Below are 19,364 nucleotides of genomic sequence, written 5' to 3' on the forward strand. Positions count from 1 at the left end.
GTCCATCCTCTACACCAAGCGCCGCCCCGCGCCACAGGGCCGGCGACGGAGCGCAACCGTGACGCCGCAGATCGAGGCCTTTCTCGAGATGATGGCGGTGGAACGCGACGCGTCGCCTCACACTCTTTCCGCCTATGCCAGAGACCTCGCCGATGCCGAGACGCACTTGGCGGGAGGCCTGATGAAAGCCGACGAAGGAGCAGTCGAAGCCTGGTTCGCGGATTTGGGACGCAGGGGCCTGTCAGCGGCGACCCAGGCGCGGCGCCGCTCGGCCGTGCGCCAGTTCTGCCGCTTCGCCCTGGCCGAGGGCTGGCGGCCCGACGATCCATCACGCCGGCTGGAGGCCCCGCGCCAGGGCCGCGCCCTGCCCAAGGTGCTGTCGCGCGACGAGATCGAGCGGCTGCTCTCCTCGGCCGAAACCGTCGAGGGGCACGGCGCGCTGCGGCTGCGAGCCCTGATGGAGCTGACCTACGCCTCAGGCATGCGCGTTTCGGAGGTGCTGGCGCTCAAGGTCGAGGCCGCGCGGCGCGACCCGGCCTTCCTGATCATCAAAGGCAAGGGCGGCAAGGAGCGCCTCGCGCCGCTGAACGCCACGGCGCGAGAGGCGGTCAAGGAGTGGCTTTCGGCGCGCGACGCCGCCCGCAAGCCCGAGCGGCCCGACAGCGCCTGGCTGTTTCCGTCGCATGGCCGCAGCGGCCATCTGACGCCCCGCCGCTTCGCCCAGTTGCTGAATCAGGCGGCGATCCGCGCCAACATCGATCCGGCCCGCGTCAGCCCGCACGTGCTGCGCCATGCGTTCGCCACCCATCTGCTTGAAGGCGGGGCCGACCTGCGCATTGTGCAGACCCTGTTGGGCCACGCCGACATCTCGACCACCCAGATCTACACCCACGTCGCCGTCGACCGTTTGGCGGAGGCGGTACGCGCCAACCACCCCTTGGCGAGAGACGATTGAACCCGCGCTTGCCCGGGGGCGTTGAGGCCTCTAGGTTCCGCCGCCTTTCGTGACGCGCCGCGCGCGCCTGAATCCGGACGCCCAATGGCCACCCACTACCTCGAATTCGAAAAGCCCATCGCCGAGCTTGAGGCGAAGATCGAGGAGCTGTCGCTGCTGGCCCCCACGGCTGGGTCGTTCGACTCCGAGATCGCCGGCCTGAAGAAGAAGGCCGACCAGCTTCGCAAGAAGACCTACGCCGACCTCGATCCCTGGATGAAGACCCAGGTTGCGCGCCATCCGCAACGGCCGCACTTCGTCGATTATGTCGCAACCCTCTTCACCGATTTCATGGAATTAAAGGGCGACCGTCAGTTCGGCGATGACCAGGCGATCCTGGGCGGCCTGGCGCGCTTCCGGGGCCAATCCGTCGTGCTGATGGGCCATGAGAAGGGCCATGACACCTCCAGCCGCCTGACCCACAACTTCGGCATGGCGAGGCCGGAAGGCTATCGCAAGGCGGTCCGTCTGATGGACATGGCCGAGCAGTTCGGTCTGCCTGTTCTGACGTTCGTCGACACCGCTGGCGCCTATCCGGGCTTGGGCGCCGAGGAGCGCGGTCAGGCCGAGGCCATCGCCCGCTCGACCGAGCGCGGCCTGACGCTGGGCGTCCCCTCCATCGCCACCATAACCGGCGAAGGCGGATCGGGCGGGGCCATCGCCATCGCCGCGGGCAACCGCGTGCTGATGCTGGAGCATTCCATCTATTCGGTCATCTCGCCCGAGGGCGCGGCCGGCATTCTGTGGCGCGACGGGGCCCGCGCCCGCGACGCCGCCATGGCCATGAAGATCACCGGGCCCGACCTGATCGGACTGAAGATCGTCGACCGCCTGATCCCCGAGCCTACCGGCGGCGCCCACGCCGATCGCGACGCGGCGATGAAGAACGTCGGCGATGTTTTGGCCGAAGAGCTTCAAGGTCTTTCGGGCCTGTCGCCCGAAGAACTGCGCAAGCAGCGGGCTGATCGCTTCTACGCCATCGGCGCCCTGAGCTGAGTGCTGCTGGGTTGATCACCCGCGGCGAACGGCGTTAACCCGGCGTCCATCCGCCGCTGAGAGGCTGCGCGGGTGTGCAGGAAGGGCTCGATGATTCGCATGCACGGACAGCGGCCATGAGCGAGGTCGGCGAAAACCTGCGCGAAAGCGCAGTGTTCAACCTGTCCGGCGCCGTGACCATGGTCATCGACGATTCCTCGTTTTCGATGGACCTAACCACCCACGCGCTGCTCGGGTTCGGCATCAAGACGCGCTACGCCTGCCACAGCGCCGAAGAAGCTGTGGCCATCCTCAAAGATCACAACGTCGACCTGATCATCGTCGACTGCGAAATGCCCGGCATGGACGGCTATGAGTTCGTGCGCTGGCTGCGCCGGTCCGGCCTGGAGCCGAACGCCTTCGCCCCGGTCATCATGACGGCGGGCCACGTGCGGCGGAACCGGGTGACCGAGGCCCGGGACTGCGGCGCCAACTTTCTGATCACCAAGCCGTTCAGCGCCGCCGCCCTGCTGGAGCGCGTCATCTGGGTAGCGCGCGACACACGGCCCTTCATGGAAGTCGGCGACTATTTCGGACCCGACCGGCGATTCCGCGAAGGCTCGCCGCCCGGCGAGGAGCGCCGCGCTGACAAGATCCGTCTAGCCAAAATGAAGGCGGAACAGGCCGCCGCCGCCGCGACCGAGACCCAGGAGGCGTCATGACCGTCGTCACGCGCATACCGCGCAAGTCCCGCCTGTCGTCCATCATCGACCAGCCCGGCGGCGTCAGCGTTGGCGTGGCCCTGACCCAGGCGCGCGCCAATCTCCAGACCTTTCAGGCGCAAAGCCAGGCCATCGTGGCCGAGCGGGTAGCCGAGCTCGCCGCCATCACGGCGCCCACGACGCTTGAGGAAGCCTTCCAGAAGCGCGAGCAGGCCTACGCCGCCGCCAGCTCGGTCATCGACGCCGCCGGCCCGTTCGAACTGACCGACATCTGCGCCGCCGCCGCCGGCTTGTGCGATCTGGTGGACGCCGCGCGGGCCGACCGCATCTTCGACTGGCGCATCGTCACAGTGCACGCCCAGGCGCTGCGTCTGATGCTGACCCTGCCGCCGGAAGCCGCCGAAGCGCGCCAGCAGATTCTTGAAAACCTCAAGCAGGTGCTGCTGCACAAGCTCGGCGCGCGCGAGGACTAGCCCTGCATCACGTTGGCCTTGGCGCCGCGTGTCTGCTTGCGCCACAGGGAAGCGTATTCGCCGCCGACATGAGCGACCAGTTCATGGTGTGCGCCGCGCTCGACGATCCGCCCCGCCTTGAGCACCAGAATCTGATCCGCGTCGGCGATGGTCGACAGACGGTGGGCGACCACCAGCGTCGTGCGTCCCGAGCGCGCTCGGCGCAGCGTCTTCTGGATCGCGGCCTCGGTGCGGCTGTCGAGGGCGCTGGTGGCTTCGTCGAGGATCAGCACGCACGGGTCGGCCAGCAAGGCGCGCGCGATGCCGACGCGTTGGCGTTCGCCGCCTGACAGCTTCAGGCCGCGCTCGCCGACCCTAGTCTGAAGCCCGTCTGGGAGACCACGGATGAAGTCCGCCAGCTCGGCCGCCTCGGCCGCGCGCCAGATCGCCGCCTCGTCGCTTTCGGGGCGCGCGAAGGCGATGTTGGAGGCCAGGGTGTCGTTGAACAGGGCCACGTCCTGCGGCACCAGGGCGACGGCGGCGCGCAGGGATTCCTGCGTCACGCCGCGCAGATCATGGCCATCGATCCGCACCGCGCCGGTCTGGGGGTCGATCAGACGCATCGCCAGCTTGACGATGGTCGACTTGCCCGCGCCCGACGGGCCGACCAGGGCTGTCGTAGTGCCGGGCCGGGCGATGAAGCTGACATCGTCCAGCCCGCTGGAGCGCGCGTCGTGCTGGAATCCCACGGCGTCGAACTCGATCTCTGCGCCGCTGGCGTCGGCCGGTCGAGGCAAGGGGTGGGCGTTCGGAGCGTCGGCGACCTGCGGCGCCTGACGCGTCACCTTCAGCATCTCCTCCATATCAATGAAAGATTGGCGAATTTCTCGAAAGGCAAAGCCGAGGATGTTCAGCGGCGCATACAGCGAGATCATGATCAGGACGGCGGCCGTCACATCGCCAGGGCCCATTCGCCCGGCCGCCGCCTCGAAGCCCGCCATGACCGCCATGACGCCCAGACCGACGTTCATGATCAGGCCCTGGATCATGTTCAGCAGGGCCAGCGAGCTGTTGGCCTTCAAGGCCGCATCGCCATAGGCGCCTAGCGCCCGGTCGTAGTCGCGCGCCGCGCGGCCTTCGGCTCCGAAAGACTTGACCGTTTCGTAGTTCAGCAGGGCGTCGACCGACAGCCCCGCCGCCTCGGAATCCGCCGCGTTCATGATGCGACGGTGCTCCAGCCGCCAGTTGGACAGCACGAAGGTGGCGACCGCATAGACCGCGACCACCACGACGGCGACTGCGCCGAACCGCCAGTCGTACTTGCCTGCCAGGACCCCGGCGGCCAGCACGAGCTCAAGCCCAGTCGGCACCAGGTTGAAAGCCAGCACCCGCAGCAGGAAGTCGGTTGCGCGCGAGCCCCGGTCGACGGTGCGCGAAAGGCTTCCGGAACGCTTGGTCTGGTGAAAATCCAGCGACAGGTTCAGGGCATGGGCGAAAGTCTCGGCCGCGGCCCGCCGCTGAGCGGCCTGACGGACCGGAGCGAAAACCACGTCAGACAGCTGCGGCGTGGCGGACGACAGAAACCGCACCAGAGCCCAGCACACCGCGAAGGCGGCGAAGCCCCAGCCGACCGCGACCGCCGCGCCCTGCCCGGCCGCCAGATGATTGACCGCCGCGCCCAGCATCAGCGGCGCCAGCACGCCCAGCCCCTTGCCCGCCAGCGTCAGCCCGATGGCGGCCGCTAGCCGCCAGTGCAGGCCTGGCGCGCCGGAGCGGCCCACCAGACGCACCAGATCGGCCAAGGCGTCGAAGGGGCGTGGCGTTTCGGGCGCGTCAGCCGCCGGCACAGCCCGCGTTTCCGGAGCGCCGCGTCGCCCGCCCGATCGTTCACCACGCATGCTCATGGCCGGGCATATGGCGGTCGCGACGCTCGGGGGGAAGCATCATTCATGATGGCCGCCTGTTGCGCTCGCGCAACAACTGCGCCGTGGACAAAACGCAACTTGAAGTACAGTGTCGGCGCCAGAGGGGGAGGTTCTCATGGCTACGGCTTATTCGCCGGCGCGCGCAGCGCATTTGCAGACGGGCTTTCGACCGCTTGAGGAGCGCGCCTTCATGCGGGCTGGCGCAGTAGCGGGTCAGGCCAACGAAGATATATCCTCGATCAGGCGTTCCACCGCCTCTACCTCGGTCGCCCATGAGCAAACGAATCTGACCGAGCCGTCGTCGAAGCGGTAGCAGCCCCAGCCCATCGCATTCAGCCGGGCGTGCGCCGCCTCGTCCATGCGCACAAAGACCGCGTTGGCCTCGACCGGGTGGGCCAAGGCGAAGCGGCTGCGTTCGGCGACGCCCTCGGCCAGCCGCCGGGCCATGGCGTTGGCGTGGGCTGCGCCGTCCTCCCACTCCCCGCTGTCCAGCAGCCCCAGGATGGGCGCCGACAGGAACCGCGTCTTGGAGGCGGTCTGACCGGCCTGCTTCAGGCGATTATCCAGACGGCGCGCCAACGACCTGTCGAACACCACCAGCGCCTCGGCGCAGTTGGCACCGGCCTTGGCCCCGCCGAACACCAGGATGTCGACGCCCATCCGCGACACGTCTCTCAGGTCGAACCCGGCGGCGGCCGCATTGGCCAGCCGCGCCCCGTCCATATGCACCTTCAGCCCCGCCGCCTTGGCCGGTTTGATCAAGGCCTCCAGCTCTTCGAGGGAGTAGACCGTGCCGTATTCGGTGGACTGGGTCAGGCTGAGCGCGCCGGGCGGCTGGCGGTGGCCGACCTCGGGCTCCGCAAGCGCGGCCGACAGGGTCAGGGGGTCGATCTTGCCCGAAAAGCCCGGCAGGCCGATCAGCCCCACGCCATGGCCGAAGAAGCCCGGCGCGCCCGTCTCGTCGGTGCAGATGTGGGCGGCGTGATGCGCCAGGACCGCCTCGTGCGGCTGGGCCAGCATGGACAGGGCGATGGCGTTGGCCGCCGTGCCGCTGAAGACGAAGCGCACCTCTGCGTCGGCGTCCAGGCGGGCGCGCACAGCGTCCGCGGCGCGGGCGGTGACCTCATCCGCGCCATAGGCGCGCGCATATCCGCCATTGGCCGTGCTGAACGCCGCGAGCGCAGCCGGCGCCATTCCGGCGGTGTTGTCAGACCCAAAGTCGTAGCGCACGTCTCAATCTTCCTCATTATCCGCGGCCGAGCGCGTCTCAGCCTTGGACCTTGCCTTCTCCTCGGCTGTGCGCACCGTAACCACCGGCATGACATCCTCATCGCCGTAGGGAACGGCGACCTGATGCGGGAAGGGAATCTCGATGCCGGCCTGATCCAGGGCCGTCTTGCCGTTCTCCATCAGATCCGCCTTGGTCTGCCACCAGTCTCCGACGTCGACCCAGGCGTGCAGGGTGATCTGGACCGAGCTGTCCAGCAGGCCGGTGACGCCCGTCCAGGGGTGCGGGTCGGCCAGGACGTTCGGATGTGACGCCGCCGTGTTCGCCAGCACGTTTCGCGCCGCCTTCAGGTCGTCGCCGTATCCGACGGTGAAGTTGATCTCGATGCGCCGCGTTTTCTGGCCCGTCAGGTTGGTGACCACGTCGCTCAGCACCTTGGCGTTCGGGATGACGATCTTGTGGTTGTTGGCGTTCGACAGCTGGGTGGTGAACAGGTCCAGGCGCTGAACGGTGCCCGAGACATTGGCGATCTCCACCACCTCCCCCACGCGATAAGGTCGCAGCACCAACAACATGACGCCGGCCGCCACATTGGACAGCGTGCCCTGCAAGGCCAGGCCTACCGCCAGCGACGCGGCGCCCAGCACGGCGATGATGGAGGTGGTCTGCACGCCCAGTCGCTGCAGGACGGCGATCAGGCCGATGATCAACACGACCACCCGGACGACCTGCACGGCGAAGCTGAGAACGGTCGGATCGTGGCGGAAGCCCCGCACCTTCGACAATGCCCGCCGGGCCGCGCCGGACGCCCACTTGGACGCGATCACCGTAGCGATCAGGATCAGCAGGGCGATGGTGAGATTGACCGCGAAGTCGCCGGCCAGGTCGGCCAGTTTGATCAGCACGGCGCGATCGACCGCCACGGCGCGTTCGCCAGCGTCGACGACGCGATCAACGGATTGCATCAGAGGCAGGGTCATGAATCGGGTCTAGCGCCTGGCGCGGGGAATGGAAGACCGATCAGTCTTCAAGCGGCCGGGCGACACGCCCGCCGCCGCTCTCGATGGCGTCCAGCAGGTCCATGACGGAATCCAGCGTGTCGGCTTCCCGCGCGGGCTTGTCCCAGCGGATGCGGCTGACGCGTGGGAAGCGCATGGCCACGCCCGACTTGTGGCGGGGCGACCGCTGAAGTCCTTCGAAGGCGATCTCCAGCACCAGACCGAAGTCCCGCTCGGCGCGAACCGCACGCACGGGCCCGAAGCGGTCGGTGGTGTGGTCGCGCACGAACTTGTCGATCTGCTTCAGCTCTTCGTCGGTGAAGCCGAAATAGGCCTTGCCGACCGGGGTCAGCGCCCCCTCCTCGGTCCAGACGCCGAAGGTGTAGTCCGAATAGAAACTGGAGCGTTTGCCGTGCCCGCGCTGGGCGTACATCAGGACCGCGTCGATGACATGCGGGTCACGTTTCCACTTGAACCACGGCCCCTTGGGGCGGCCGGCCACATAGGCGCTGTCCCAGCGTTTCAGCATCAGGCCTTCGGCTGCGGCGCCCACCGGCGGATCGGCCCTGAGCCGGGCCAGGGTCGGCCAGTCCTCATAGGGCACGACCGGCGACAGATGCAGCCTTGGACCGCCGTCGGCGACCAGAGCCTCCAGCTGCGCGCGGCGGTCGCGCAACGGCCGATGCCGCAGATCCTCGCCGTTCAGCGCCAGCAGGTCATAGGCCACCACCGCGGCCGGATAGGCCGTCATCATCTTGGCGTCGACCGTCTTGCGGTTCAGCCGCTGCTGCAAGTCGCCGAAGGGTGCGACCACGCCGTCGCGCCAGACCACCAGTTCACCGTCCACCGCGCCTTCGAACGCCAGCCCCTCCATGACGTCGGGAAAGGCGCCGGAAATCTCGTCGCCCGTGCGCGAATAGAGCCGCTGAACGCCGCCCTCCATTACGGCTTGAACGCGGATGCCGTCCCATTTCCACTCTGCGGCGTAGTCGACGGGAGCCAGTCGGTCGAAATCCACCGCCTCGTCCAGGGCTACAGCCAGCATCACCGGTCGGAACCGGCCCGGCGCGTCCGGGCTGGGCCGCTCGGCGCGGCCTTCCAGCCAGGCGAACAGGTCTTCGTAGGGCGGATCGACAGCGTGCCAGACCTCTTCGATGTCCGCCGCTTCGACCGGGGATAGGGCCGTGGCCGGCGCGTCGCCTTCCGGCGAAGGCGAGCCCGCGATCTCGACCGGGCGGATCATCGCCGCCGCCGTCTTGGCCAGACGCGCCGACAGCCCGACCCGCAGGGCGCCGGTGACGAGCTTGAGCAGCGCCCAGCGCCCTTTGGGCTCCAGCGCATCCAGCCAGCCTTCGATCAGGGGCCGCACCTCATTGCGCCCCGCGCGCGACAGCGCCTCGACCACTTCCGACAGTTCGGGCTCGCGGTTGGGGCGATAGGCTGGATCGCGCGGCCAGATCAGTGCGACCGTCTCGGCCAGATCGCCGACATAGTCGTAGGACCAGCCGAACAGCACCGGGTCGACCCGCCCTTCGACCGCTTTGCGGATCATGGCCGGCTTGGCGGCCGCGAAGCTGAGCTCGCCGGTCAGGGCCGCCAGGGCCCAGCCGCGGTCGGGATCGGGCGTGGCCTTCAGATAATCGCGCAGCAGCACCAGCTTGGCGTTGCGCGAAGCGGTCAGCGACAAACGATCCAGCAGTTCGGCAAAGGCGCGCATGGGTCTGGGCTCAAAACCTTCGCCCAGTTAAGGTTCCGATCAGGCGGCCAATGACTCGGCTTCGCCTCCAGCCCGCACCAAGGCCCGGCCGCCGCGCGCGCGGCCCATCAAGCCGGCCAGAGCGGCGAAGTCGATGGGCTTGTTCAAATAGGCGTCGGCGCCTGCGTCGATGCCCGCCTGATGGTCTTCCGTTCTCGCCGAGGCCGACAGCACGACAATCGGCGTATCGACATTGGCCCCGCTCTCGCGGATCAGCCGCGTAGCGGTGAGCCCGTCCATCACCGGCATGTTCACGTCCATCACGATCAGATCGAACCGCTCCGCCACGGCCATCCCGACCGCGACCTGGCCGTTCTCGGCAGTCAGAGCTGCATGACCGGCGGAGCCAAGCCAGGCTTCCAAGATCATGCGATTGACCGGGTGATCCTCGACCACAAGCACGCGAAGGGTCTCGCCGTCCGCTATTTCGGCCTCGATGACCTCGGCGGTCTCTAGGCGGCCCCACTCCACAACCTCGGCTTCACATGTGAAGGTGAAGGTCGAGCCCTGACCCAGGGCGGACGTCACATGGATATCTCCGCCCATGATGTTCGCCATTCGCCGAGCGATGGTCAGGCCCAGGCCCGTGCCGCCGAACCGGCGCGTGGACGAGGCGTCCACTTGGGTGAAGGGTTGAAACAGCCGGTCCAGGTCTTCGGGCGCAATGCCGGCTCCGCTGTCACGCACCTCGAACTCGAAGCCGACGCGACGTTCGGTGATCCGTCGAGCGCGAACCGTGTAGCGGACCTCGCCGGCGTCGGTGAACTTGACCGCGTTCGAGAGCAGATTGTGGATGACCTGGCAGACCCGCAACGGGTCTCCGCGCACGACCGCCGGAAGATCGCCCTCGACAACACTGATGAAATTCAAACCCTTGGCTTCGGCTTGAGCTTCGAACGGGCCGCTCACACGACGCTGGAGCTCGGCCACGGCGACATCCACGACGTCAAAGGTCATCTTGCCGGCCTCGATCTTGGTCACATCGAGGATGTCGTTGAGCAGGCTCAGAAGGTTATCGCCCGAATTTCGGATGATGGACAGATACTCGCGCTGAACCCCCTCCAGTCGGGTGGACGACAAGAGCTGCGCCGCGCCTAGAACGCCGTTCATCGGCGTCCGCAACTCGTGGGAAATGACCGCGAGGAAGTTGGACTTGGCTTCATTGGCCGCGTCCGCACGATCGCGCGCGGCCTCCAGTTCTTCAATCAGGTGCGCCTGATGTTCCTGGAAGGCGCGGATACGCTCTTCCCTAAGGAGCGTCATGGTCACGAGAACGAACAGAGAGGCGGCCACGAAGGGAATGGTGGCCAGCACCGGCCAGAACAACGGCCCGCCCCAGAGGCTCATCAGGATGACGACCGTGGCCGCCCCGTAAGGGGAGGAAATGACGATCGCCTGACGCGGCGAACTGCGTAGCTGCGCGAAGACCAGCACGTAGCCCGTGATGATCAGTGCGACCCCCAGGGCATGGCCAAAGGGGTGGTTCGAATACCATGCCAACATCGGCGCGACCGCCCAGACACAGGTGGTCACCGTGGCGACGGCCGGGAAGATCAGGCCCCAACCCGCGCCCACGCGTGCGCTGAGCCGTCGCTCCACCAAACTGCGAAGGCCGCCGGCGGTCAGTGTCGCGGCGAACCAGACAAGCGCCGGCGTCCAGCCGATGGTGGCGCCGAGCCCCAACCCCCAGCTGGCGATGATGAGATAGCGCAGGTACTGCGTCTGGAGAATTGCGGTCAGAGCCTGGGCCGCCTCGCTGGGTCTCTGGCCCGCGATCTTGTCGACGACGCCGTCTGCTCCCACCATTGGTTGTTCCCCGTGATCCCATTCAGCCGGAGCGGACGCTGGCGCAAAAGACTGAAGACCAGATGAACGCCGTTCCTTACAGAACCTCCCCGGGTGTGGACGCTCGGATCGACAGGGCGTGAACTGGGCCTGCCAGTTCGTCGCGCAAAAGATCGTTGATCATGCGCTGGCGCGCCACTCGCGACTGTCCTTCGAAGACATCCGACACAACCGTGAGGTTGAAATGGCTCTCGCCGCCTTCGCGCGCGTCCATGCCGCCCTCGTGATGGTGGCCGGCGTGGCGGCCGCTGTCATCCTCGATCTCCAGCACCTGCGGCTGAAGCGCCGCAGTCAGTTTTTCGCGGATAATCGTCGCAATCGGGCCTTCGGCCATGGCGTCTTCCTTGATGGCGTCCAAATCGACCTTACACTTCAGGCGATGGCCGCGTCGTTTCAATACAAGCCCCGCTTCACCGACATTCGCGTGAAGCCGCCCAAGCCGGAGGACGAGGCTGCGGAAGCCGACGTCCTGCGCCTGAAACCCGGTGAGAAGCCGTGCCAGTGGCCAGACTGCAGCCGGCCGGCGTCGGCACGCGCGCCGAAGTCTCGCGAACGCCTGAACGATTTTTACGATTTCTGCCAAGGCCACGCGGCCGAATACAACAAAGGCTGGAACTTCTACGCCGGCATGAGCGAGGGGGAAATCCGCGCTGCGCAGGAGAATGAGGCCATGACGGGTGGCCGCCCAACCTGGGAGATGAAGGCGGGCAGAGCCAGCCGCGAGGCCGCCGCCTTCGCCGCGAAGATGGGCACAGCCAATAATGCGGGCACAGGATCGTGGCGCGACAGTTTTGGTCTGTTCGGCCGGCGCGGCGACCAGGCCGGCAAGGCTCCAACTGACGACCGACGCATCGGCAAGCTGGAACGCGGCGCCCTTGCTGATCTCGATCTGGAGCCGGGCGCCGATAAGAGCCTCATCAAGACGCGCTACCATGAACTGCTCAAGCGCTGTCACCCCGACACCAACGGAGGCGACAGAGCGGCTGAAGAGAAGCTGCAGCGTGTGATCAAGGCCTGGAAGACATTGAAAAAGGCCGGCCTGACCTGAGGCCGCGCCCCACCGCGTGAGTTCAGTCGGCGGGCCGGCGTCAGAAGCCTTTCGCGATCTCAAGCGTGATCACACGTCCTCTGGGATCGGCGACGACGGGGTCATACCCCAAGGCGAACTGAGCAAGCGGAGGGTCGCGATCGGTCAGGTTGCGGACGAAAATCCTCGCCTCGAGTCGGTCGTCAACCACCCGCGCGTAGCTCAAGTCCAGCACTGCGGAACTGCCGATATCCGTCCGTGTGATCCCGCTACGGTCATTGCGGTAGCCGTGAGTATAGCGCGCAGCCAGATTGATCCGATCGCGCGCGCCATGCCAGCCGAGGGTCGCCTCTCCGCGATTGCGCGGCATGGAGCGGGCCAAGGTGGTCAGATTGGTCGAGCCGACCGCCGAAAGCGCGGCGGCCCCGGGCGTCAGGCGTATGTCGTAGCGATCGATATAGGTCCAGGTCGCCGCCACGGCGAGTACGCCAGCGCCAAGCGGGCGCTCATGGCGAAGGGCGAAGTCGAGCCCCTGGGTCTTCACGGCTGAAGCGTTGATAAAATCCAGGGCGACGAAGGTCAGGGCGCCGCTCGGCGAACGGGTTAGACGATTCTGCGCGGACGTGCCGGAAAGGCCTTCAGCCGTATCGCGGGCCGCCTGGTCGATGACGGCCTGGGCCGACCGCTTGACCACTAGGTCCTCATATTCGAACCGCCAGGCGTCCAGCGTCAGCGTGAAACCCGTGCTCGGCGTCCACACGGCGCCAAGGCTCAGGCTATTTGATCGCTCAGGCCTCAGGTCGCGATCGCCAGACGTCAAGGTGTTCACGAAGACAAAGGCGCCGCGGTCGAAAACGGAAGGCTGAGACGCTTGCGCGCCCTGGGTGGTGAACACGGTCGGGGCCTTGAATGCGCGGCCCCATGACGCCCTCAGCGCGAGGTCTCGCACGGCCAGCCAGCGGGCGGCGATCCGTGGACTGAGCGCGTCTTGGCCTCCTTGCGCTTCTTTTCGCAACGCGGCCTGCCCTTCAAGACGATCACCCAGCCGCGCCCGCGCCTCGGCATAGACAGCCCAGGCGCGCTGGCGTCCGTCAAAATCAGGAGAGAAGCCAGCGGTTAGAAGCTCTCCGGCATTCACCAGATCGCTCCAGTCCTGACGGAACTGGCTCTCGCGCACCTGTGCGCCGACCACCAAATCCAGAGCCCCCCAGTCCCGCTCAAGCACGGGTCGGTCCGCCTGGACGTCAGCCGTGGACAGTGTTGAGGCGCCGCGCAGGCCGGTGGAGCCGATCAGGCTGGCGATCAGTTGCGGGCTGTTGGCCGTCCCTGTGCCCAGAAAAGCGCTGCCGAACGGATTGAAATAGACGCACCCGCCTACACCGGGCACGCCGGCCACCGCGTCGCATCCCGCCCCACCCAGCCCGCTCAGCGCATTCTGCAGCGCGGAGCCGATCACATCGGGCTTGTCATAAGCCACGTTCTGGCGGCTCGCCGTCGCAGAGGCCGCCCAGCGCCAACCCGACGCCTGTCCGGACGCGCCGCCGGCCAGCCGCCAGGTTCGATAATCGAAATCGGCGTATGAGGCGCCCGCCTCCGCACCCAGCAGCCGACCGCGGAACTGGACCGCCTCGTTGAAGGGATTGTCGGGATGGCCGGCCGGAACCGTCAGACTACGCGCCAGAATAGGCAGAGATGGCGACTGGCGCGCCCGAGTGTAGGTATCCGAGCCAGCGGCCTGAATCCACAGATCGACCGGTCCCGCCGCCGCGCGTAAATCGGCGAACAACTGAGCGCGCGTCTCTTCGGGAGCCAGGTCGAAAAAGTCGGAATAGTCCAGCCGGCAGAAGGTGTCGCCGGGCCCCGTGCGAAACGCTTCGCTAAACGCGGGATTGTCGCAGTCAGGGTCCGGCGCGAACGCGTTTGCGCTCGGGCGGAAATAGGATCCCGGCTGACCGTAGCTCGTCACCGCCGTCCACGGCGCGCGGCCATAACGTTCCGCCTGAGTGTAGTCGCGCTCGTCAGACGCCAGGGCCGAACGATGGAAGTACGAAGCCGCCAGCGTCAGATCGGCGTCACCAAGCCGCAGACCCGCAAGCCCCTGCAGGGTCGTCTCGCCGAACCCGCGACCGAAACCGTGCTGCGCCCGAAGCTCCGGCCGCTGCACCGCACGGCGGGTGACGAAGTTGACGACCCCGGCCACGGCGTCGGAACCATACAAGGCGGAAGCGCCGTCCTTGACCACCTCGACCCGCTGAAGGGCGATTGTCGGTACCAGCGAGTTGATGTCGACGAAGGCCGCGCCGTCGGTCGCAACCACGGCGCTGGTTGTCCAACGCTGTCCGTCGACCAGAACCAAGGTCGAGCCAAGGCCGAGATTGCGCAGGTTGAACTGAGCCGTCCCGGAACTCTGCGGCTGGTTCAGTTGATCGACCTGCGCCTCCGAGCCGGAGTTGGCGGTCAGCCGTTCGACCAGACGTGACGCATCGCCGCCCAGGCCAGTCTGGCCTGTCAGATCCAGGATTTCCACCGGCGCTAAGCGCTGAGCCCCCGCAAGCCGGGATCCCGTCACCACGATCTCGTCGACCTGCTCGACCGGCTGACGCGGAGACTCGACGAGAGACTGGCCCCAGGCAGGCGCGGAGATCAGGCTGGAAACCAGCAACGTCGCACGCAAAGCGGTGCGCCGGCGAATCAGGGCGTGAATCATCGGCGCCCTATAGGCCGGACGGGCCGGCAATGCGACTATGCGCGCTGCCTCAGGCGGCTTGTTCGCTCCAACCGCCAGCGAGGGCCTTGAACACCGTGATTTGCAGGGTCGCCACCTGGCCGTCCGATGCGGCGAGGGCCGCCTCTGCAGCAGCCAAGGTGCGCTCAGCGTCCAGCACGCCGAGGAAGCTGTCAGCGCCCGCGTCGAAGCGCAGACGCGAAAGTCGCGCTGCGTTTGCAGCCTGATCGCGCGCCTCAGCCAGGGCGGCGCGTCGATCCAGTTCGGCCGCATATGCCGCCAGAGCGGTCTCGATCTCTTGCAGCGCGGTCAGGACGGTCTGGTCGAAAGTCGCAAGAGCCGCTTCGGTCGTCGCGCCGGCCGCCGCGATGCGCGCCCGGGCCACGGCCATATTGGGGAAGGACCAGCTGATCAACGGGCCGAAGCTCCAGCGGAACGACGCGTCGTCGCCCAGATCGCCAGCCTCCAGCGCGGTCGAGCCTAGCGATCCCCCCAGGGTGATCGACGGATAGAGCGCGGCTGTCGCCACGTTCACACGTGCGGCTGCGCCGGCCAGATTGCGTTCGGCGCGTCTGACGTCCGGTCGGCGGGCCAGCATAGCCGCGCCGTCTCCGACGGGGATCGGTTGGGCAAGCCGCGGGATGGCGGCGCAGGCGCGGGCCGCCTCGCTGGCCTCAGCGGGCGTAACACCGGTCAGGGTCGCCAGGCGGAACAGCGCGGCTTCGCGCTGAGCGCGCAGCGGCGGAACGGTGGCGAGGGTCGACGCGGCCGCGGACCGGGCGCGGGACACATCCAGCCCAGTGCCGGCGCCGGCATCCAGCAGACGCTGCGTCAGGTCGGCGGTGTCGCGCTGGAGCTCGAGCGTGCGTTCCGCCACGGCGATCTGAGCGTTGAACGCGCAGGCGTCGGCGTAGGCGCGCGCCGTCTCGGCCGCCACGGCCACCCGAACGACGTCGCGGGCGGCCGCAGCCGCATCGGCGTCTGCGCGCGCCGCGCGGATGGCTGAGCCGACCCGGCCGAACAGGTCGATCTCGTATGAAACATCCAGCCCGGCGCTGTAGGCCTCCCCTTCCACCGGCTGGCCCGTGGGCGAGGTCGAGCCCGGCGTGCGGGCCCGCTGGGCGGAGACGCTGAGACCGGTCGTGGGCAGACGGCCCGCGCGGGCTTCCGACAGCGAGGCCCGGACGGCGCGCAGATTGGCCTCCGCCGCCTCCAACTCGTTGTTCTCGGCCAGGGCCTGGGCGACCAAGCCGTCAAGCGTGGCGTCCTGGTACAGCCGCCACCAGTCGTCACGCGGCGCGTCCGGCGTCACGGCCGCGTTCTGCGAGCCGATGAAGGCGCCCGACCCTGAGGGAGGGAGGGTCGGATCGGGCGCCTTCGGCCCGACCGCGCAGCCGGCGACGAGGAGGCTCGAGGCGGCGGCGGTCAGGAACAGGGACCTGTTGAACATCAGGCGTCTCCGGTGCGGCCGGCGGCCGGCGCGGGCTCGTCGGGGTCGTAGGGGTCGTGCGGGGGCGCGCCATAGGTGGTCGGCAGGGCGCGCTCCTTCTCGGGGGGCTTGGGCAGTCGCGCCGCCAGGCCCCGGCAGATAACGTAGAAGACCGGCGTGAAGATCAGGCCGAAGAAGGTCACCCCCAGCATGCCCGACACCACGGCCGTGCCCAGGGACTGACGCATCTCCGCGCCCGGCCCGGTCGCCAGCATCAACGGCAGAACGCCGAAGATGAAGGCGAACGACGTCATCAGGATCGGCCGCAGGCGCGTCCGAGCCGCCGACACGGCCGCGTCGAAGCGGTTCATGCCTTCGTTCTCTTCGGCCTGTTTGGCGAACTCGACGATCAGGATGGCGTTCTTGGCCGCCAGCGCGATCAGAACCACCAGGCCGACCTGGACCAGGATGTTGTTGTCCAGTCCCGCCAGATTGACCCCGATCATAGCCGCCAGCACGCACATCGGCACGATCAGGATGACCGCCAGCGGCAGGGTGAAGGCCTCGTACTGGGCGGCCAGAACCAGGAAGACCAGCAGCACTGCCATGGCGAAGATCACGGACGCCCCGCCCGAGGCAGCCTTCTCCTGCAAGGCCAGGCCCGTCCATTCGTAGCCGAAGCCTTCAGGCAGGGTTTGGTCGGCCATCTGCTCCATGATGGCCAGCGCCTCGCCCGACGACACGCCCGGCGCCGCTTGACCCTGCAGCTCGGCCGCCGGGAACAGGTTGTAGCGCACGATGCGGGCCGGACCGGAGTCCTCGCGCAGGTTGGCCACCGAGCCGATCGGCACCATCGCGCCGGAGGTCGAGCGGACCTTCAGGTTGGCGATGTCGGCCAGGTCGTCGCGATAGGCCGGCTCGGCCTGGGCGGTCACCCGGAAGGTGCGGCCCAGGAAGTTGAAGTCGTTGACATAGGTCGAGCCCAGATAGGTGCCCAGGGTGTTGAACACCTCGGACGGCTGGACCCCCATCATCAGGGCGCGGTCGCGGTCGACGTCAGCCGCGATGCGCGGCGCGCCAGTGTTGTAGGTCGAAAAGACCTGTTGCACCTCGGTCGGCGCCTGGGCCGCGGCGCCCATCATGGCGAAGGTAGCCCCTTCCAATGCGCGGTAGCCTGCGCCGGAACGGTCCTGGACCATCATGTTGAAGCCGTTGCCGGTGCCCAGACCCTGGACCGCTGGCGGCGCGATGACGAAGATCGACGCCTCCTCGATGCCTGCCACAGCCCCGGTGATGGCGCCGGCCAGGGCCGTGGCGCTCTGCTCCTTGGAGCGCTCGCCATAGTCGTTGAGGCGCACGAACAGGGTCGCGGCGTTGGAGCCGAACGAGAAGCTGGAGCCGTCCAGACCGGCGAAGGCGACCATGCCCTCGACGCCTTCGGTCTGGCCGATCAGCTCCTGCGCGCGGTTCATCACGGCCTCGGTGCGCTCGAGCGACGCGCCGGCCGGCAACTGGATCACGCCGATCAGAACGCCCTGGTCCTGATCCGGGATGAAGCCCTGGGGCGTGTCGACCAGGCGCCAGGCCGTCAGGCCCAGAAGGCCGACATAGACGATCAGCACCAGGGTGACCGTGCGCACAAGCCGCGCGGTCAGGCGGCCATAGCGGTCCGACAGCCAGTCGAAGCCTTGGTTGAACTTACGGCCGGCATAGCCGCCGTAATACATCACCGTGCCCCAGGCGCCCTTCTTGCGAGCGTGCGGATCGTGGTCCTTGTGCGGCTTTAGCAGCAGGGCCGCCATGGCCGGAGACAGGGTCAGCGAGACGAACAGGGACACCACCGTCGCCGCCGCGATGGTCACGGCGAACTGGCGATAGAAGATGCCCGGAATGCCCGGCACGAACATGGTCGGTACGAACACCGCCACCAGCACCAGACCGATCGCGATCAGGGCGCCCGACACCTCCTGCATGGAGCGATAGGCGGCCTCCTTGGGGGTCAGACCTTCTCGGATCAGACGCTCGACGTTCTCGACCACGACGATGGCGTCATCGACCACGATGCCGACGGCCAGCACCAGGGCGAACAGTGACAGCGAGTTGATCGAATAGCCGAGCATCAACTGGACGGCGAAGGTGCTGACCAGGGCGATCGGGATGGCCACGATCGGAATGATTGCCGCGCGCCAGTTCTGCAGGAAGACCAGCACCACGATCACGACCAAGAAGACGGCCTCGATCAGGGTGTGCTGAACCGATTCCACCGAAGCGGCGACGAACTCGGTCGGGTTGTAGGCGATGGACACGTCCATGCCCGCCGGCAGTTCGGCCTTGATGGCGTCCAACTCGGCGATGACGCGGTTGGCGGTGCCCAGCGCATTGGCGCCGGGCTGCTGGATGACGGCGACGCCGACTCCCAGCTGGCCGTCGAAATAGCCCTTGATGCCGTAGTCCTGGGCGCCCAGCTCGACCCGCGCCACGTCGCGGACGCGCGTGACGCGGCCTTCGGCGTCCGTGCGGATGACGATGTTGGCGAACTGTTCGGGATCGTCGAGACGGCCCTGGACCTGGATCGGCTGCTGGAAGGCGGCGGCGTTGGTGGCGAACGGCGGCTGGCCGATGGCGCCGGCCGCGGCCTGCACGTTCTGAGCGCGAAGCGCGGTGACGATGTCGGTGGCCGTCAGATTGCGCGCAGCCGCCTTCGCGGGGTCGATCCAGACCCGCATCGAATAGTTGCCGCCGCCGAAGATCTGGACGTTGCCGACGCCCTCGACGCGCAGCAGGCGGTCGCGGATGGTCGAGTTGGCGTAGTTCCCGACATAGTCGTTATCCAGACTGCCGTCCGGCGAGGTCACGCCGGCGATCATCAGGAAGCCGCTCTCTGCCTTGTTGACGATCACGCCGCCCTGACGGACCTGCTCTGGCAGTCTCGGTTCGGCCAGCGCGATGCGGTTCTGAACCAGCACCTGGGCCGCATCCAGATCCGTGCCCGGCTGGAAGGTGACGGTGATCGATACCGCCCCGTCCGAGGTCGAGGATGAGGTCAGATACAGCATCCCTTCGACGCCGTTGATCTCCTGCTCGATCGGCGCCGCCACGGTTTCGGCCACGGTCTCGGCCGAGGCGCCGGGATAGGCGGTGTTCACCGTGATCGTGGGCGGCGCGATCTCGGGGTATTGCGACAGCGGCAGCAGCGGATAGGCGAACATCCCCACCAGGGTGATGAACACCGCGATCACGCCCGCGAAGATCGGGCGGTCGATGAAGAAGCGTGAAATGTTCATCGGA

14 protein-coding genes are annotated in these 19,364 nt (G+C 67.6%); 5 read left to right on the forward strand and 9 right to left on the reverse strand.

Going from position 1 to position 19,364, the window contains the following annotated elements; genetic code table 11:
• Positions 1 to 58 precede the first annotated feature (58 nt).
• From E4M01_RS10645 to E4M01_RS10660, 4 genes are all read left to right on the forward strand, one after another.
• A complete protein-coding gene (locus tag E4M01_RS10645) occupies positions 59 to 955 on the forward strand; it encodes a site-specific tyrosine recombinase XerD (RefSeq protein WP_135064958.1) in 897 nt (298 codons plus the stop codon).
• A gap of 84 nt (positions 956 to 1,039) precedes the next feature.
• Positions 1,040 to 1,990 (forward strand): acetyl-CoA carboxylase carboxyltransferase subunit alpha, encoded by a 951-nt coding sequence (locus E4M01_RS10650; RefSeq protein WP_135064955.1) that lies wholly within the window; start codon positions 1,040 to 1,042, stop codon positions 1,988 to 1,990.
• Positions 1,991 to 2,106: 116 nt separating this feature from the next.
• On the forward strand, positions 2,107 to 2,691 hold the full coding sequence (locus tag E4M01_RS10655; RefSeq protein ID WP_135064951.1) for a response regulator: 585 nt from the start codon (positions 2,107 to 2,109) through the stop codon (positions 2,689 to 2,691).
• Positions 2,688 to 3,164, forward strand: a complete 477-nt coding sequence (locus E4M01_RS10660; protein WP_135064948.1) for a chemotaxis protein CheE — start codon at positions 2,688 to 2,690, stop codon at positions 3,162 to 3,164. Before E4M01_RS10655 ends, E4M01_RS10660 begins: the two co-directional genes overlap by 4 nt.
• On the opposite strand, the gene E4M01_RS10665 is transcribed toward E4M01_RS10660, so the two are convergent.
• The 6 genes from E4M01_RS10665 to E4M01_RS10690 all read right to left on the reverse strand — a co-directional run bounded on the left by E4M01_RS10665 (position 3,161) and on the right by E4M01_RS10690 (position 11,229).
• The gene (locus tag E4M01_RS10665; protein WP_135065195.1) at positions 3,161 to 5,041 is read right to left on the reverse strand and encodes an ABC transporter ATP-binding protein/permease; all 1,881 of its coding nucleotides are present in this window, start codon (positions 5,039 to 5,041) and stop codon (positions 3,161 to 3,163) included. The genes E4M01_RS10660 and E4M01_RS10665 overlap by 4 nt on opposite strands.
• A 240-nt stretch (positions 5,042 to 5,281) precedes the next feature.
• Entirely contained in the window at positions 5,282 to 6,298 is a 1,017-nt protein-coding gene (locus E4M01_RS10670) for a low specificity L-threonine aldolase (protein WP_135064945.1), read from the reverse strand.
• 3 nt (positions 6,299 to 6,301) lie between these two features.
• A complete protein-coding gene (locus E4M01_RS10675) occupies positions 6,302 to 7,276 on the reverse strand; it encodes a mechanosensitive ion channel family protein (protein WP_135064942.1) in 975 nt (324 codons plus the stop codon).
• Between the two features lie 40 nt (positions 7,277 to 7,316).
• Positions 7,317 to 9,011, reverse strand: coding sequence for a cisplatin damage response ATP-dependent DNA ligase (locus tag E4M01_RS10680; RefSeq protein ID WP_135064939.1), 1,695 nt, complete (start codon positions 9,009 to 9,011; stop codon positions 7,317 to 7,319).
• Between the two features lie 39 nt (positions 9,012 to 9,050).
• Positions 9,051 to 10,856: an ATP-binding protein gene (locus tag E4M01_RS10685; protein WP_135064936.1), complete on the reverse strand. Its 1,806-nt coding sequence runs from the start codon at positions 10,854 to 10,856 to the stop codon at positions 9,051 to 9,053.
• Between the two features lie 76 nt (positions 10,857 to 10,932).
• The gene (locus tag E4M01_RS10690) at positions 10,933 to 11,229 is read right to left on the reverse strand and encodes a BolA family transcriptional regulator (protein WP_135064933.1); all 297 of its coding nucleotides are present in this window, start codon (positions 11,227 to 11,229) and stop codon (positions 10,933 to 10,935) included.
• Positions 11,230 to 11,274: 45 nt separating this feature from the next.
• Between E4M01_RS10690 and E4M01_RS10695 the strand changes: the two genes are divergently transcribed.
• The gene (locus E4M01_RS10695; RefSeq protein ID WP_135064930.1) at positions 11,275 to 11,943 is read left to right on the forward strand and encodes a J domain-containing protein; all 669 of its coding nucleotides are present in this window, start codon (positions 11,275 to 11,277) and stop codon (positions 11,941 to 11,943) included.
• Between the two features lie 40 nt (positions 11,944 to 11,983).
• Here the strand turns inward: E4M01_RS10695 and E4M01_RS10700 are convergent, their stop codons facing one another.
• The 3 genes from E4M01_RS10700 to E4M01_RS10710 are packed head-to-tail and all read right to left on the reverse strand — an operon-like array spanning position 11,984 to position 19,360.
• Complete coding sequence (locus E4M01_RS10700; protein WP_135064927.1) at positions 11,984 to 14,629, reverse strand: TonB-dependent siderophore receptor; 2,646 nt, start codon at positions 14,627 to 14,629, stop codon at positions 11,984 to 11,986.
• Positions 14,630 to 14,678: 49 nt separating this feature from the next.
• Positions 14,679 to 16,097 (reverse strand): efflux transporter outer membrane subunit, encoded by a 1,419-nt coding sequence (locus E4M01_RS10705; RefSeq protein ID WP_245158296.1) that lies wholly within the window; start codon positions 16,095 to 16,097, stop codon positions 14,679 to 14,681.
• Entirely contained in the window at positions 16,097 to 19,360 is a 3,264-nt protein-coding gene (locus E4M01_RS10710; RefSeq protein ID WP_135064923.1) for an efflux RND transporter permease subunit, read from the reverse strand. Before E4M01_RS10710 ends, E4M01_RS10705 begins: the two co-directional genes overlap by 1 nt.
• Positions 19,361 to 19,364: the final 4 nt, after the last annotated feature.

Origin of the sequence: Brevundimonas sp. MF30-B, from assembly GCF_004683885.1 — a bacterium.
GTDB lineage: Bacteria > Pseudomonadota > Alphaproteobacteria > Caulobacterales > Caulobacteraceae > Brevundimonas.